We start from the raw sequence: 15,358 nt of genomic DNA, 5'->3' as shown, positions 1-15,358 counted from the left end.
GTCTTGCCGTGGTCGACGTGGCCGATGGTGCCGACGTTAATATGCGGTTTCGTCCGCTCGAATTTCTGCTTGGCCATTGTGTTGTTCCTCCGCGTTCTTGCGCGATCTGCTTATCCTTGTCAGCCGGATGCGGCTTATTCCCGATCAGACCAGACGGCGTAAATCGCCGTGGGCAACAAGCGGCGAGTGGTCTGTTCTGGGATGGCCAACTCGCCAGCGGTTACATATCCATGAAACGGCGCCATCGTTTCGGCAAGCAAATTACCGATTGTCAGCGCCGAAATGGTTGTCGCATAGGCGCATACCAACACACCTAACGGTTGCTGGCTGAGCAACGCAGCGCATTGGGCCAGCAACTGTGGCAATTGTTCGTGCAAGCGCCAAATCTCACCGTTTGGCCCGCGCCCAAACACCGGCGGGTCGAGCAAAATCAAATCGTAGCGATTTCCCCGCCGCAATTCGCGAGCGACAAATTTACCGACATCATCGATCAGCCACCGGATTGGGCGGCCGGTCAGTTCGGCCAGCGCCTGATTCTCTTGCGCCCAACGCACGGCGGGCTTAGAAGCATCGACGTGCGTCACGTGCGCACCGTAGCGAGCGAGATGCAGGCTGCTCAATCCGGTATACCCAAACAACACCAACGCGCGCGGCTGGGTACGGCGTTGCACTTGGCGGGCCAACCATTCCCAATGGGCGCTATGTTCTGGAAACACGCCCGTATGGCGAAACGGCGTCAAGCGCAGCCAACAGCGCACCCCATTAGCATTGATCGGCCACCGTTCGGGCAACGGGCGATGTTGTTGCCATTCACCCGGCCCCTCATCGCCGCGCGTGCGACGAAACGTCGCATCAGCCTTCTGCCATTCGGTCGCCGGCAAATGCGGCGACCAGATCGCCTGCGTCTCCGGCCGGGCCAACACATACGGGCCAAACCGTTCCAATTTCGCGCCGTGGCCTGAGTCGATCAATTCATAATCAGACCAAGGCGGCGGCGTCAGCAGGCGTAGTTCCATCTTCGCAGAAAAGGGACGACCGCGCGGGGCGGCCGTCCCCGTCCTTCCTCACTAATTGGCGCTGCGCTTCTCGATAATCTCCTTAGCCAACGCATCAGGCAGCGGCTCGTAATGGTCAAACTCCATCGACGAGGTAGCGCGGCCCTGCGTGGCCGAGCGGAGATCCGTCATATAGCCGAACATATTGGCCAGCGGCACGAAGGCGCGCACCACCTGCGCATTGCCGCGGGCTTCCATGCCTTCGATGCGGCCACGGCGCGAGTTGAAATCGCCGATGACGGTGCCAAGGAATTCCTCAGGCGTGACCGTCTCGACCTTCATAATCGGCTCGAGCAACTGCGGCTTGCCGCGGCGAACCGCTTCTTTGAGACACATCGACGCTGCGATCTTAAAGGCCATTTCCGACGAGTCAACTTCGTGGTATGAACCGTCGTACAGCGTTGCCTTAAGATCAACCACCGGATAGCCGGCGATCACGCCCGTCTGCATCGCTTCGCGCAGACCCTGCTCGACGGCGGGGATGTATTCTTTGGGAATCACACCGCCGACGATCGCATTGACGAACTCGAAGCCACCGCCGGGGGGCAACGGCTCGAACTTAATCTTGACGTGGCCATACTGGCCCTTGCCACCGGTCTGGCGGACGAAGCGGGTCTCGTGATCAACCGGGATGGTGATCGTCTCGCGGTACGAAACCTGCGGCTTGCCCTGATTCGCCTCGACCTTATACTCGCGGCGCATACGATCGACGATTACCTCGAGGTGCAGCTCACCCATACCCTTGATAATCGTCTGGCCGGTCTCAGGGTCGGTATAGACGCGGAAGGTCGGGTCTTCCTCGGCCAAGCGGCTGAGGGCGATCGACATCTTGTCTTGGTCAGCCTTGGTCTTCGGCTCGATCGCCAGCTCGATCACCGGCTCAGGGAAGCGAATGCTCTCAAGCACGATCGGGTGATCGGGATCGCAGATCGTATCGCCGGTATAGGAATTCTTGGGGCCGACCATCGCCGCGATTTCGCCGGCATACACCTCATCAATGTCTTCGCGATGATTTGCATGCATGCGGAGGAGGCGGCCAAGGCGCTCACGCTGGCCACGGGTCGAGTTGAGGACATACGATCCCTTCTCGATCTTGCCGGCGTAGACGCGGAAGTAGGCCAACTTCCCGACATACGGGTCAGCGACAATCTTAAAGACGAGCGCGGTAAACGGCTCATCATCGCTGACGCGGCGGGTAATGACTTCGACACCATCATCACCCATCACCTGACCGGGCAACGTGCCGGTGATCGCGGGGCGATCGAGCGGCGAAGGCAGGTATTCGATGACGGCGTCGAGCAGCTTCTGAACACCCTTATTACGCAGGGCCGCACCGCAGAGCACCGGCACTAGCTTGCGCTCGATGGTCGCCTTGCGCAGACCGCGCTTCAATTCCTCGACGGTCAGCTCTTGGCCTTCGAGGTAGAGGAGCGTCAGCTCATCGTCGGTCTCAGCGATCATCTCGATCAGCTCATTGCGAGCCTTTTCAGCGGCGGGACGCAGCTCGGCGGGAATCTCCTCTTCGCGGATATCCTTGCCGAGGTCGTCATAATAGACCGTCGCCTTCATCGAGAAGAGATCGATCGTGCCGCGGAAGGTATCTTCGACGCCGATGGGCAACTGGACGATCGCCGGCTTCGCGCCGAGACGATCTTTAATCATTTGCACGCAGCGCTCAAAGCTCGCGCCGACGCGATCCATCTTATTGACAAAACAGATGCGCGGCACATTATACTTATCGGCCTGTCGCCAGACCGTTTCCGACTGAGGTTCAACGCCAGCCACGCCGTCGAACACGACGACGCCGCCGTCGAGCACGCGCAGTGATCGTTCCACCTCTACCGTAAAGTCGACGTGGCCGGGAGTATCGATAATATTGATCCGATACTCAACGCCATTAAGACGCCAAGGGGCAGTCGTCGCTGCGGCGGTGATGGTAATCCCGCGCTCCTGCTCCTGCGGCATCCAGTCCATCGTTGCGGTACCCTCGTGAACCTCGCCGATCTTGTACGTGCGGCCGGTATAAAACAGGATCCGCTCGGTCGTCGTGGTCTTGCCCGCGTCGATATGGGCAATAATGCCGATATTGCGTACCTTGTCGAGTTCGATCTGACGTGGCATACCCGTCACATACTCCTACGTGAGGCGACGCAAGTCGCCGTATCCTCTAAACCGAGACCGGCGTTAGAGCCGGCCATAGTGGGCGAAAGCGCGGTTGGCTTCCGCCATGCGGTGAACATCTTCCTTCCGCTTAATCGTCGTGCCGGTGTTGTTATAGGCATCAATCAATTCAGCGGCGAGGCGATCAACCATTGGCTTGCCCGAGCGAGCGCGGGCCGACATCAGCAGCCAGCGCATGGCGAGCGAATAGCGGCGGTCGCTCTTGACCTCGACGGGCACCTGATAGGTAGCGCCGCCGACGCGCTTGGGCTTCACCTCGATCGAAGGGCTGGCATTGCGCAGCGCCTGCTCGAAAATCTCCATCTGCGGCTTCTTGAGCCGTTCGGCGGCAAGATCAAGCGCCTGATAGACGATCCGCTCGGCGACACTCTTCTTGCCGCGCTCCATGACCTTATTGATAAACTTCTGGACAAGAACGCTGTTATAGCGCGCATCCGGCGGAACTGGCCGCCGTTCAACCGTACCGCGACGGGGCATACCGCACCTCTCCTACTTCTTACCGCCCTTGCCAGCGGCTGCACCCTTGCCGACCGGCTGATTCTTCTTCGTACCGTACTTGCTGCGACCCTGCTTGCGACCGTTGACACCCTGCGTATCAAGCGTACCGCGCACGATGTGATAGCGCACGCCGGGCAAGTCTTTGACACGGCCACCGCGGATCAACACCACCGAGTGCTCTTGCAAATTGTGCCCCTCGCCGGGGATGTATGCCGTCACCTCAAGGCCGTTGGAGAGCCGCACGCGGGCGATCTTGCGCAGCGCCGAATTGGGCTTCTTCGGCGTCATGGTCGTCACCTTGGTGCAGACGCCGCGCTTCTGTGGCGATCCGCGGCCGCGAGTCAGCTTCCCCTTCAGCGAGTTGTAGGTGAAGCGCAGGGCCGGGGCTTTGGTCTTTTTCACCACCGGCTTGCGCGGCTTCCGAACAAGTTGGTTAATGGTCGGCATCTAATGCTCTCCTTTAAACCGGCCTGCGATCAACAAGCTTTTGCAGACAAAATAATAACTGGCCCAAAGATCTGGTCGCAGTATGCCACTGCGCCTTAGAAGTGGGCCGCATGGCGCGCAAACATTCTGCTGCGCAATTTCTTCGCAGCAGTATCGGAGTATAGCACTGTCACTAGGCTTTGTCAAACAGGACAACGAATGGGACAACGAATGGGGGAACGAATGAACGAATGGGACAACGAATGGGACAACGAATGGGGGAACGAATGAACGAATGGGACAACGAATGGGACAACGAATGGGACAACGAATGGGACAACGAATGGGACAACGAATGAACGAATGGGACAACGAATGGGACAACGAATGGGGAACGAATGAACGAATGGGACAACGAATGGGGAACGAATGAACGAATGGGACAACGAATGGGGAACGAATGAACGAATGGGACAACGAATGGGGAACGAATGAACGAATGGGACAACGAATGGGGAACGAATGAACGAATGGGACAACGAATGGGGGTTAAGGGATGGGGGTGGTTTTGCTGGGCGGCGTTGTCTTTGTTTGTAGCCGGATGCGGTATGATGAGAGACGATACACCGCGTCATGGCAGGAATAGCGATGAGATCAGGCCGGATTGATATTCTGGGTGTACCGATTGACGACGTAACCGAGCCGGAGGCGTTGGCGCGGGCAGCGGCGATGATCGAGGCTGGCGGGCCGCACCAGATTTGTACGGTCAATCCGGAGTTTATTATGGAGGCGCGGCGCCATCCGGCATTTCGCGCGGTGTTGCAGGCGTCTGATTTGAATACGCCTGATGGTTTTGGCGTGCTGCTCGCGGCGCGTTGGTTGGGGACGCCGTTGCGCGGGCGGGTGACCGGGGTGGAGTTGACGCAACGGCTGGCCCAGCTTGCGGCGGAACGCGGCTACCGCATCTTCTTTTTGGGGGCGGGTCCGGGGGTGGCGGAAGCGGCGGCGGCGGTGTTGCAACGACGCTGGCCGCGGTTGCAGATTGCTGGCTGTTACGCCGGTTCGCCAGCGCCGGAAGCTGATCAGCAGCAGCGCGCGATCATCGCGGCGGCGCGGCCTGATATCTTGCTGGTGGCGTATGGCCATCCGCGCCAAGAGTTGTGGATCGCGCGTAACCAGCCGTTCTTGCGGGTGCCGCTGGCCATGGGCGTAGGCGGGACGTTTGATTATCTGGCCGGGCGGGTACCGCGCGCTCCGCAGGTGATGCGCCGGTTGGGGTTGGAGTGGGCCTTCCGCTTGGCGGTACAACCGGCGCGCTGGCGACGGATTATCGATGCGGTGCCGGCGTTTGCGCTGGCTGTGCTCTGGCAGGGCCGGCGGGGTAGCGCAACGGGAATGGGAAATGAGGGAACTGGGAAATAAGATCGATTGCTCGTCGTCACGAGCGTGATGATCCATTCAGTAAACGCGACCTAAACCGTATTGCCGGCGGTGTGAGCCGGCGCTGGAAGCGAGGAGTGCTATGGCGCAGACCACAGCGGAAAAGATTGCAGCGCTGCGTGAGCGGCGCGAACGAGCGCGCAATCAAGACCCGGCGGCAATTGCCCGCCAGCATGAGCGTGGCAAGTTGACCGCGCGTGAGCGGATTGAGCGTCTGCTTGACCCCGGTTCGTTTGTTGAACTCGATGCTTTTGCCGTCCATCGCACCTCGGCGTTTGGCATGGATCGGCGCAAGCCGTTGGGTGACGGGGTCATTACCGGTCACGGCACGATCGATGGCCGTCCGGTGTGTGTCTTTGCCCAAGACTTTACCGTCTTCGGCGGTTCGCTTGGTGAGGTGTTCGCCGAGAAGATTTGTAAAGTGATGGATCTGGCGTTGCGCATGGGCGTGCCCTGCATCGGGATTAACGACAGCGGCGGTGCGCGCATTCAAGAGGGTGTGGTGAGTTTGGGCGGCTATGCCGAGATCTTCTACCGCAACGTGCTGAGCAGTGGCGTCATTCCCCAACTCTCGATTATTGCCGGCCCTTGCGCTGGCGGCGCGGTCTATTCGCCGGCGATGACCGATTTTATTTTTATGGTCAAAAACATCAGCCAAATGTTCATTACCGGGCCTGATGTGATCAAGACTGTAACCGGCGAAGAGGTCGGCTTTGAAGAGTTGGGTGGGGCGATGACCCACAACACGCGCAGCGGTGTGGCCCATTTTGCCGCCGATACCGAAGATGAGTGCTTTGACCAGTTGCGAACACTGTTGTCGTTCTTGCCGGCGAATAATATGGAAGACCCGCCCTACCAGCCGCCGACTGATGATCCTGAGCGGATGGACGAGGAGTTGCAGAGCATTGTGCCCGACAATCCGCGCAAAGCCTACGACATGATCAAAGTGATCGAATCGGTGGTTGATGATGGCTTCTTCTTTGAGGTGCAGCCGGCGTGGGCAAAGAATATTGTGATTGGCTTTGCCCGGCTCGATGGGCACGTGGTTGGCGTGGTCGGCAATCAGCCGCTGCAAATGGCCGGCACGCTTGATATTGACAGCTCGGTCAAGGCAGCGCGTTTCGTGCGCTTCTGTGACGCCTTTAATATTCCGCTCGTGACCTTTGTTGATGTGCCGGGCTTCTTGCCGGGCACTCAGCAAGAATACGGCGGGATCATTCGCCACGGCGCGAAGTTGCTCTACGCCTACTGCGAGGCGACGGTGCCGAAGTTGACGGTGATTACGCGCAAAGCGTACGGCGGCGCGTATGACGTGATGGCGAGCAAGCACATTCGGGCCGACTTCAACTTCGCGTGGCCGACGGCTGAAATTGCGGTGATGGGGGTTGATGCCGCCGTGCGGATCATCTTCCGCAAAGAGCTGGCTGAAGCCGATGACCCGGCGGCGCGGCTGGCCGAGCTGGTGGAAGATTACCAAAATCGCTTTGCCAACCCGTATGTCGCTGCTGAACGCGGCTATATCGACGCCGTGATCGAGCCGCGCGAGACCCGTCCGGCCCTCATCCGTGCCCTGCGCCTTGCCCGTACCAAACGCCAGAGCCTGCCTGCGCGAAAACACGGCAATATTCCGTTATGATTGGTGTGATCGCGGCTTGAGATCTGGTAACACGCTTGTTGATGCCTGTGCTATCATAAATGTGTTGCATCAATATGTAGAGCCGTTGCGAGGCAACGGCTCTACGACCAATCAGGTTGCACCGCAATAGTTCTACAATCAACGCTCGCAGGGTGGGAAGACAGGCATGAGCGATGTCGAGGGCGCGACAGGACAGGTGATCGAACTGCGCCTGCCAAGCCGGCTAGGCTATGAACGGATCGCGATGGATACGGCGGCGGCGCTGGCGCGGCGGATGGGGTTTGCTGATGAGCGGATTGATGCCTTGCGCACTGCCATCGGCGAAGCAGTGACCAATGCTATCGAGCACGGTAACCAAGCCGATGCGGCGATGAAAGTGGTGGTCGTGCTCACGGTGCGCCCCGATGAGTTGATTATTAGTGTGTCAGATCAAGGGCGGCGGGCGCTGGAGCTTGAACAGACGAAGACGCGGCCTCATATCGCTGATGCCTTTCAACGCGCTGATAAGGGCGGTTGGGGCATTTGGCTCATGCGTGAATTAATGGATGAAGTAGAATTTACCCTAGCGCCGGGCGGCGGGAATCAGGTGCGAATGGTTGTCCATCTGGAACGCTCGCCGGTTGGTGATCAATAGGCCGGGACACTATGCAGATCATCCTCCCCAGCATTCTCGGCTACGAAGTGGTTGCGCGTGACGCGGTGGCGTCATTGGCTCGCCGCTGCGGCATTTCGCCAGAGCGCGTCGAAGACGTGAAGACGGCGTTGTGCGAAGCGTGTACGAACGCGATCGAGCATGGCAATCGATCCGATCCGCAGCGGAAAGTGCAAGTGCTCTGCACTGTAGACGAACAGCGCTTGGTGATTGATGTCTACGATGAGGGCGGATTATTGCCGATGTTGCCGCACAAGCCAGTTCAGTGGACGCTTGAGCAGCGCGCTTCATTGCGAGGGATGGGTCTCATGCTCATTGTTACGCTTACCGATGAGGTGAGTGTCGTGGCTGACCCGGACGATGGCACGTGTATGCGGCTCGTGTTTTACCGTAATCTGGCAGAGGAAAGTGTGAGCGCATCGTGATCCTGCTGGATTATGGTGGATGATTTGAGGAGCGATCGATGTTAGAAGACGAGTTGACCGTCAATATTCGCCATCGCGACGGCGTGGCGATTATCGATCTGATCGGTGATGTGACGACATTCGCCGAAGAGAAGATCAACGGCGCGTACCGGCAAGTGACAGCGAAGGGCGATCGGTTTATTCTGCTCAACTTTCGCCAGAACGATTATATTAATAGTGCTGGGATTGCCATTCTGATCGGGATTGTCACCGAAGTGAATCAGAATGGGCAGAAGTTGGCGGTCAGCGGGTTGTCGCCGCATTTCCAAAAGATCTTTCGCATGGTCGGTTTGGCGCAATATGCCGAGATCTATCAGACTGAGGAAGATGCGCTCAGCGCGTTCAAGCGGCTAGGGGCAGTGGAATAGTTCATTGCACGAGGATAGTTGCTGCTCTTGTTCACCCTCTCGCGATCCGCCGCGAGAGGGTTATGTTGTCTCGATGGTTGCGATAGCGGCAGCTAATTCGTCTGGGGTAACGACCGCATTCCCTAACCGCCGCACCACTAACGCCGCCGCGATGTTGGCCAGCGCTGCTGCTGTGCGTCCGCGGTAGCCGGCAGCCAACGCTAGCGTGGCGACGGCAATAAAGGTGTCGCCGGCGCCGGTGGTGTCAAAGACTTCGCTGACCCGGTGGGCCGGCAGTTGTTGGTACGGCTCGTCGTCACCGATCAGCGCCAATCCCGCTGGGCCGCGGGTGACGATGACCAGCCGCGCCGCGAGTTCGTGATAGAGACGGGCAATGCCATTCGCCATCGCCGTATCGTCGAGCATGGGCATGCCGAGCGCTGCTGCTGCTTCGGCATCGTTGCAGCGAAAGAGATCGGCGTGGCGGTAGTAGTGCGAATTGCCCTGCGCGTCAACGGCAAAGATGACTCCGTGTTGGCGGCAGTGATCGCGGATCGCGGTCACCACCCGCGGCGTGAGCAACCCCTGTTGATAATCGGAGCAGATGACGGCGTCAGCGGCCGGTAATTGCTGATCGAGCGCGGCAATGACCCGATCCTCTTCGGCAGGAGTCAGCGGGCGGCGATCAAGCCGGTCGAGGCGGGCGACTTGCTGCGGCAAGCGAGGAGCGGCGTCGGCCAGAATGCGTGTTTTGCGGGTGGTAACGCGATCGGCGACGGTGATCACGCCACTATCGTCGATTCCCGCGGTGTGCAACAGAGTGCGCAAATGCGCCCCTTCCTCATCGTCGCCGACAATCGCAATCAGACTGGCCTGCGAGCCGAGCGCCACCACATTGCGGGCCGGATTGGCCGCGCCGCCGAGGATCGTTTCCCGCCGCAAAAATTCGAGCACGGGAATCGGCGCCTCGCGGGAAAGGCGGGTGGCTTTGCCGTACAGGTATTCGTCAAGAGTGATGTCGCCGACCACGACGATCCGCCGTCCGGCAAGGACGGATGGGTGCGGTAAATCGTAGGAGGGTAGAGCGTCTGCCATACTGAGGTTTGATGATTCTAACGGCTTCGTCCCGATCTCGGCGTACTGGCGGCAAGGAGAGGTTGCTGGCTTGGCGGGTGCAGGTGCGAACCCTCACCCCGGCCCCAACTCTCTCGCCCGCCGTCAGGTGAGAGGTAGTACGTTTGTTACCGCAGAGGGCGCTGAGGACGCAGAGGGAAAAGGAGATCGGTAATACCAACCCCTTTGCATCTTTGCGACCTTTGGAATGGCCCCCATCCTCCCCCGCTAGGGTTCAAGGGCGGACAGAACCTCTAATCCGGCACCCGGCCCTGAAGGGCCGGGCGAGGATTACGAAGCCCGCTGCGCGGGCTGTGGGCCCCCTCACCCCCAGCCCCTCTCCCGCGCCAGCGGGAGAGGGGAGTGCAGCACCGGACTTTGAGGCATCGCACAGCGATCAACGGTTGTGCTCGGTCAAATGTTCTGTCCGTCCCTCAACCCGCAGGCGGGAGAGAGACGTGACAGGGTTAGCTGATGAAATGCTAGCTTGCTATCAGGCTCTCTCAACGCGCTACCCGCCAAGCACTGCCTCGCGGAAGCGTTGCATCCCGATCCGGATCTCTTCGCTGCCAGTTGCATACGACAGGCGCAGATAGCCGGGTGCGCCAAAGGCTTCGCCGCCGACGCAGGCAATGTGAGCCTCTTCGAGCAGGTAGAGGTTGAGTTCATCGCTGGTCGTGCATACCTTGCCGTTGCGCAGCGGGCGGTTGAGCAGCGCGCTGACGTTGGGGAAGACGTAGAACGCGCCGTCGGGCACAGTGCAGGTCACGCCGGGAATTTCGGCCAGCAGTTCGAGAATGAGGTCACGCCGGCGGAGGAACTCGGCAGTCATTGCTGCGACGGTGGCCTCGATCTCAGGGTTAGGCGTGTATGCCGCCAAGGCTGCATCTTGCGAAATGCTGGAGGTGTGGGTGCTGGTGTGGCTCTGGATAGCCTTGATCGCCTCGATAATCGGTTGCGGGCCGGCCACGTAGCCGACGCGCCAGCCGGTCATCGCATAGGCTTTGGCAGCGCCGTTGACCACCAGCGTGCGATCGGCCAGATCGGGCGCGATGCGTAACAGGCGGGCATACGGCACATACGAAATCGCATCGTAAATCTCGTCGGTAATGATAATCGCCGAGTGATCACGCAACACCTCGGCGAGCGCCGCCAGCTCCTCGGCGCTGTAGACCGCGCCGGTCGGGTTCGAGGGCGAATTGAGCACCACGATGCGGGTGCGCTCGCTCAGGCTGGCGCGCAGTTGGTCAGGCGTCAGTTTGAAGCCGGTCTGCTCAGTCGTCTGCGGGGTGATGGGAGTAGCGCCAGCCAGTTTGGCTTGCTCGACATAACTTACCCAGTAGGGAGCGGGAATGACCGCCTCATCACCTTCGTCGCAGAGGGCTTGGAAGGCGAGGTAGAGGGCCTCTTTCGCGCCGGTGGTGACAGTCACTTGATTGATGCCATAGGTGATGCCCTGATCGGCAGTCACACGAGCGGCCACCGCTTTGCGCAGCTCAAGCGTGCCGCCGGTAGGGGTGTAGTGGGTATGGTTGGCGTGAATGCCAGCGATGGCAGCCTGCTTAATCGGTTCGGGGGTATCGAAATCGGGTTCGCCGACGCTGAAGGAGATGACCTTAATGCCAGCGGCGCGCATCTGGGCGACGCGGGCGGTCATAGCGGCAGTGGCCGAGGCTTCAAGGGCGGCGAGGCGGCGGGCAAGGCGATATTCGATGTTAGCGGACATGGAACGCTCCTGTCTGGTCGGGTATAGGTAGCGCGCAGACATCAAGTGTCGCAAGTACAATTTACCCGATTATACCAGAGACGGGTACATGTGGTGATGGGCAGCGGCGGAAGCGGGGTGGGTGCGCTGGTATGGAGTGCGGCAGTTACACTGCCGCATGGCATAGTCCGTAGCCGTCCTGTAGCAGCGACGGGTAGGTGGCGACGGGCAGCGGCGGAAGCGGGTTGGTTCCGCGGTTGTGGCGTGCGGCAGTCATATTGCCGCATTCCATAGTTTGACGATTACGGATCCATCACCTCTGGCATCACCCCGTAGCGGGCATATTCCTGCACCGCCAAATAGATCGCGCGCGGCGTACCGTCGGGATGGACGAAGTTCCACGCATCGGGGTACGAACGGGTCAGGAAGGGTGTACTGAATTGCCAGAGGATGGTCGCTTCGAGCCACGGATAGCGCCGCGATTGCTCGTAGGTCGCGATCGTCCAGCGCAGCCGGTCGGCGGGGCGCACCGCGCCGCTCCAGCGTGGATGGTCGTTATAGCCGCCTTCGGTAATGATGATCCGCTTATCAGCGCCGCCAAGCCGGTCAAGCAGATCGCGCACCAGCTCGATGCGGCGAAAATTGACTCGATCGAGGTCAGGGGTAGCATCGGGCGGTTCTAACCCGCCATAGGCATGCACGGCCCACATATCAAAGAATGGGAATGCACCGGCATCGGCCAGTGAAGCGAGGAATTGCATGTCGTCCATACGCAGCGCGCCGCCTTCGAGGCTTGGGCCGGGCGAGAGGGCGCCGGCGATGACGATGGCGTCAGGGGCAGCGACTTTGATCGCCGGATAGACATGCTTGAGCAGATCGGTATACGCGCCGGGGTCGGGCGGTCGTTCGCCCCACTCGAAGCGCAGGTTTGGCTCATTCCAGATCACAAAATGGCGCACGCCTTGCGGTGTGTAGCGCGCAGCGAACGCGGCGGCGAAATTGGCAAAATCGGCGAAGTGATCACGGTCGAGATAGCGGTCAGTCGTATCGGGCGGGCGGGCCCACGCCGGCACGATGTCGAGCCGGGCCACGACTTGTAACCCCTGCGCACGGGCATGGGCGATCACCATATCGGCTCCCGCCCAATCGAAACCGTAGCGCGAACGCGGTTGGATATAGGCCCACGGAAAGAGTTCAACGATCCAACTCGCACCCATGTCGTGTACTTGAGCAAGGGTACGGCGAATGTAACCTTCGTCGCCAATCCCGGTGAGGCGGGTATGAACCCCGATCAGAGGATTGGTGGTGATCACCGTGCGCGGCGGCGGCAGATCGAGCGGGCGGGGCAAGCGCGGAAGCAACAATTGCCCGCTCATCAGCACGGCCAAGGTAAGAGCGAGCAATGCGCGGTGAAGCATAGGGCAGGCGTCGATGATTGTAACGGTATCGATTGCAGCGTAGATGCGCACTCGCATTGTACCATTCCTATTGTCATTGCGAGGGAGCGGCGGCACCCAGCAGAGCGGGGTGCCGCGCGACCGAAGCAATCTCCCGCTCTAGCGCCAAGCAACCCGCTCAGGGCATCCCTCCCGCTCTCGCGGGGGATTGCTTCGCCTCGTGCGGGCAGAGCATCGCTCTGCCCCTCCACACGGCTCGCAATGACAGAGGGGGTGGGAAGGACGCAGAGGAGGCGGCTCCCGCTCTCGCGGGGGATTGCTTCGCCTCGTGCGGGCAGAGCATCGCTCTGCCCCTCCACACGGCTCGCAATGACAGAGGGGGTGGGAAGGACGCAGAGGAGGCGGCTCCCGCTCTCGCGGGGGATTGCTTCGCCTCGTGCGGGCAGAGCATCGCTCTGCCCCTCCACACGGCTCGCAATGACAGATGACCCGTTGTCATTGCGAGGGAGCGGCGGCACCCAGCAGAGCGGGGTGCCGCGCGACCGAAGCACTCTCCCGCTTCAGCGGATAAGATGCCTAAGTGGGTGCGTTTCGTGCTCGCGGGGGATTGCTTCGCCTTGTGCGGGCAGAGCATCGCTCTGCCCCTCCACACGGCTCGCAATGACAGATGACCCGTTGTCATTGCGAGGGAGCGGCGGCACCCAGCAGAGCGGGGGGCCGCGCGACCGAAGCAATCTCCTGCTCTAGCGACAGGAAGCCCGTTCAGGGCATCCCTCCCGTGCTCGCGGGGGATTGCTTCGCCGCCTGCGGCGGCTCGCAATGACAAAGGGGGAGCGGGAAGGAGGCTGAGGGGGTGCGTTTCGTGCTCGCGGGGGAGTGCTTCGCCTCGCTGTGCTCGGCTCGCAATGACAAAGGGGGGCGGGAAGGAGTACCTTGTGCAAGAGCTGTTCATCTGCCTTGCGCGGCCATACTAACCGTGCTATAAAGATGTAGGTTGTTCATTTTTGCACATTGAATAGCGACAGGAAGCATGCCACTATGCGGATTGTGATTGCAGGCGCCGGCCCGGCCGGTATGGTGGTCGCGCGGACGATGGTTGAGCGTGGCCACGAGGTGATTGTGCTTGAGAAGCGAAATGTGCCCGGTGGTAAGGTGTCGGCATGGCAAGACGCCGATGGCGACTGGATCGAGAGCGGATTGCACGTCTTCTTCGGCGCATACCACAATCTTCTCGCCTTCCTTGAGCGGTACGGCTTGGGTGATACCTTTAACTGGAAGCCAGCCGAGATGATCTTTGCCTCCGAGCGCCACGGGTTGGCTCCGATCCGCTTTGTGCCGTGGCTGCCGACCCCGCTTAACGGGTTGGCTGGTGTGCTGGCCTTCAAGCCGCTCTCGTTGGGTGATAAATTGCGCATGGGCTTAGGGCTGATGCGCGTGATTTTTGGCGATCAAAAGTACGTTGACGAGCAGGATAACGAGACTTATGCCTCGTGGCATCTCCGCCACGGTATGGGCCAGCGTTCGATCGACGAAGTGATGCACACGATGGCGCTGGCGCTCAACTTCCAGCGTGCCGATCGCGTTTCGGCCAAGCTGCCCCTGACGGCGATGCTCCACTTTGCCCACGAGAAAGAGGCGCCGCGCATGGCGTTGGTCAAAGGTTCGCCTGACACCAACATTTGGCGGCCTCTGATTGCGCAGATCGAGCGGCTGGGTGGCCGGGTTGAGCTGAATGCGCGAGTGGCGGCGATTGAGTATGATGCTGAGACGAATCAGGTCAGCGGTTTCCGGCTCGATGATGGTCGCCTGATCACTGGCGATGTGTATGTCTCGGCGATGCCGGTGCATAATCTGCGAAAAGTCATTCCGCCAGCGCTGCGCGAGCTGCCCTATTTTGCTAATCTGAGCCATCTGAAGGGTTCGCCGGTGATTACGATGCAGCTCTTCTTTGACCGGCGCATCGCTGGGGTCGATAACCTGCTGTTTAGCGCCGGCACCCATCTGAGCGTCTACGCTGATATGGCGATGGTGGCGCCGGAGTATCACAAAGGTGAACGCAGCATTATGCAGTTTGTGGTCGCGCCGGCTGCCGAATTGATCAATCTGCCCGACGACGAGCTGGTGCAGTTTGTGATGAGCGAGTTTGTCCGCTTGCACCCAATTGCCCGCGAAGCCAAGCTGCTCAAGCACACGATCGTGCGCATTCCCAACTCGGTGTATCAGGCCTTGCCGGGGGTTGATAAGTACCGGCCTGATCAGGCGACGCCGGTGCGCAACTTCTTCCTTGCCGGCGATTACACGCGCCAGCATTTTCTGGCCTCGATCGAAGGGGCAGTGATTAGCGCCAATCGCTGCATCGAGCGGATTACCGAAGCGCAAGCGCGGGGCGATCTAATGCTGCAACCGCAAATTCTCGCCGCAGCCGATTAAGACATCCCGTATAC

At 60.2% G+C, this 15,358-nt stretch carries 13 protein-coding genes; 6 read left to right on the top strand and 7 right to left on the bottom strand.

The annotated features are described in order from the left end of the window. Positions 1 to 134: 134 nt before the first annotated feature. The 4 genes from A6A03_RS06030 to rpsL form a co-directional block, all read right to left on the bottom strand. Positions 135 to 1,016, bottom strand: coding sequence for a class I SAM-dependent methyltransferase (locus A6A03_RS06030; protein ID WP_066784879.1), 882 nt, complete (start codon positions 1,014 to 1,016; stop codon positions 135 to 137). A 51-nt stretch (positions 1,017 to 1,067) separates the two neighbouring features. Then, positions 1,068 to 3,176 (bottom strand): elongation factor G, encoded by a 2,109-nt coding sequence (gene fusA, locus A6A03_RS06025; protein WP_066784876.1) that lies wholly within the window; start codon positions 3,174 to 3,176, stop codon positions 1,068 to 1,070. 63 nt (positions 3,177 to 3,239) lie between these two features. Further along, a complete protein-coding gene (gene rpsG, locus A6A03_RS06020) occupies positions 3,240 to 3,713 on the bottom strand; it encodes a 30S ribosomal protein S7 (protein ID WP_066784871.1) in 474 nt (157 codons plus the stop codon). Between the two features lie 12 nt (positions 3,714 to 3,725). Then, positions 3,726 to 4,181: a 30S ribosomal protein S12 gene (gene rpsL, locus A6A03_RS06015; RefSeq protein WP_066784868.1), complete on the bottom strand. Its 456-nt coding sequence runs from the start codon at positions 4,179 to 4,181 to the stop codon at positions 3,726 to 3,728. 627 nt (positions 4,182 to 4,808) lie between these two features. On the opposite strand from rpsL, the gene A6A03_RS06010 reads away from it, so the two are divergent. The 5 genes from A6A03_RS06010 (at position 4,809) to A6A03_RS05990 (ending at position 8,720) form a co-directional block, all read left to right on the top strand. Then, complete coding sequence (locus A6A03_RS06010) at positions 4,809 to 5,582, top strand: WecB/TagA/CpsF family glycosyltransferase (protein WP_066784866.1); 774 nt, start codon at positions 4,809 to 4,811, stop codon at positions 5,580 to 5,582. Positions 5,583 to 5,682: 100 nt separating this feature from the next. Further along, a complete protein-coding gene (locus A6A03_RS06005; RefSeq protein WP_066784863.1) occupies positions 5,683 to 7,236 on the top strand; it encodes an acyl-CoA carboxylase subunit beta in 1,554 nt (517 codons plus the stop codon). A gap of 166 nt (positions 7,237 to 7,402) precedes the next feature. Next, positions 7,403 to 7,870 carry an ATP-binding protein gene (locus A6A03_RS06000; protein ID WP_066784860.1) on the top strand — a complete coding sequence of 156 codons (468 nt, stop codon included), beginning with the start codon at positions 7,403 to 7,405 and terminating at the stop codon, positions 7,868 to 7,870. Between the two features lie 11 nt (positions 7,871 to 7,881). Next, positions 7,882 to 8,313 (top strand): ATP-binding protein, encoded by a 432-nt coding sequence (locus A6A03_RS05995; protein WP_066784858.1) that lies wholly within the window; start codon positions 7,882 to 7,884, stop codon positions 8,311 to 8,313. Positions 8,314 to 8,351: 38 nt separating this feature from the next. Then, on the top strand, positions 8,352 to 8,720 hold the full coding sequence (locus A6A03_RS05990) for an STAS domain-containing protein (RefSeq protein ID WP_066784855.1): 369 nt from the start codon (positions 8,352 to 8,354) through the stop codon (positions 8,718 to 8,720). A 60-nt stretch (positions 8,721 to 8,780) separates the two neighbouring features. On the opposite strand, the gene A6A03_RS05985 is transcribed toward A6A03_RS05990, so the two are convergent. The 3 genes from A6A03_RS05985 to A6A03_RS05975 all read right to left on the bottom strand — a co-directional run bounded on the left by A6A03_RS05985 (position 8,781) and on the right by A6A03_RS05975 (position 12,992). After that, a complete protein-coding gene (locus tag A6A03_RS05985; RefSeq protein WP_066784852.1) occupies positions 8,781 to 9,794 on the bottom strand; it encodes a bifunctional ADP-heptose synthase in 1,014 nt (337 codons plus the stop codon). Between the two features lie 529 nt (positions 9,795 to 10,323). Beyond that, entirely contained in the window at positions 10,324 to 11,538 is a 1,215-nt protein-coding gene (locus A6A03_RS05980) for a pyridoxal phosphate-dependent aminotransferase (RefSeq protein ID WP_066784849.1), read from the bottom strand. Positions 11,539 to 11,819: 281 nt separating this feature from the next. Then, positions 11,820 to 12,992, bottom strand: coding sequence for a hypothetical protein (locus tag A6A03_RS05975; RefSeq protein ID WP_245668862.1), 1,173 nt, complete (start codon positions 12,990 to 12,992; stop codon positions 11,820 to 11,822). A 960-nt stretch (positions 12,993 to 13,952) separates the two neighbouring features. Here A6A03_RS05975 and A6A03_RS05965 point away from each other — a divergent pair. Further along, positions 13,953 to 15,344 (top strand): FAD-dependent oxidoreductase, encoded by a 1,392-nt coding sequence (locus A6A03_RS05965; protein WP_066784844.1) that lies wholly within the window; start codon positions 13,953 to 13,955, stop codon positions 15,342 to 15,344. Positions 15,345 to 15,358 lie beyond the last annotated feature (14 nt).

The organism is Chloroflexus islandicus, from assembly GCF_001650695.1.
GTDB classification, from domain to species: Bacteria; Chloroflexota; Chloroflexia; order Chloroflexales; family Chloroflexaceae; genus Chloroflexus; species Chloroflexus islandicus.
This window is presented reverse-complemented; position numbering and strand designations above follow the sequence as displayed.

Coding starts and splice junctions, on each gene's coding strand:
- A6A03_RS05995 (WP_066784858.1), top strand. CDS start 7,882: ATGCAGATCATCCTCCCCAGCATTCTCGGCTACGAAGTGGTTGCGCGT.
- A6A03_RS05980 (WP_066784849.1), bottom strand. CDS start 11,538: ATGTCCGCTAACATCGAATATCGCCTTGCCCGCCGCCTCGCCGCCCTT.
- A6A03_RS05985 (WP_066784852.1), bottom strand. CDS start 9,794: ATGGCAGACGCTCTACCCTCCTACGATTTACCGCACCCATCCGTCCTT.
- fusA (WP_066784876.1), bottom strand. CDS start 3,176: ATGCCACGTCAGATCGAACTCGACAAGGTACGCAATATCGGCATTATT.
- A6A03_RS05975 (WP_245668862.1), bottom strand. CDS start 12,992: ATGCGAGTGCGCATCTACGCTGCAATCGATACCGTTACAATCATCGAC.
- A6A03_RS06030 (WP_066784879.1), bottom strand. CDS start 1,016: ATGGAACTACGCCTGCTGACGCCGCCGCCTTGGTCTGATTATGAATTG.
- A6A03_RS06005 (WP_066784863.1), top strand. CDS start 5,683: ATGGCGCAGACCACAGCGGAAAAGATTGCAGCGCTGCGTGAGCGGCGC.
- A6A03_RS05990 (WP_066784855.1), top strand. CDS start 8,352: ATGTTAGAAGACGAGTTGACCGTCAATATTCGCCATCGCGACGGCGTG.
- rpsG (WP_066784871.1), bottom strand. CDS start 3,713: ATGCCCCGTCGCGGTACGGTTGAACGGCGGCCAGTTCCGCCGGATGCG.
- rpsL (WP_066784868.1), bottom strand. CDS start 4,181: ATGCCGACCATTAACCAACTTGTTCGGAAGCCGCGCAAGCCGGTGGTG.
- A6A03_RS06000 (WP_066784860.1), top strand. CDS start 7,403: ATGAGCGATGTCGAGGGCGCGACAGGACAGGTGATCGAACTGCGCCTG.
- A6A03_RS05965 (WP_066784844.1), top strand. CDS start 13,953: ATGCGGATTGTGATTGCAGGCGCCGGCCCGGCCGGTATGGTGGTCGCG.
- A6A03_RS06010 (WP_066784866.1), top strand. CDS start 4,809: ATGAGATCAGGCCGGATTGATATTCTGGGTGTACCGATTGACGACGTA.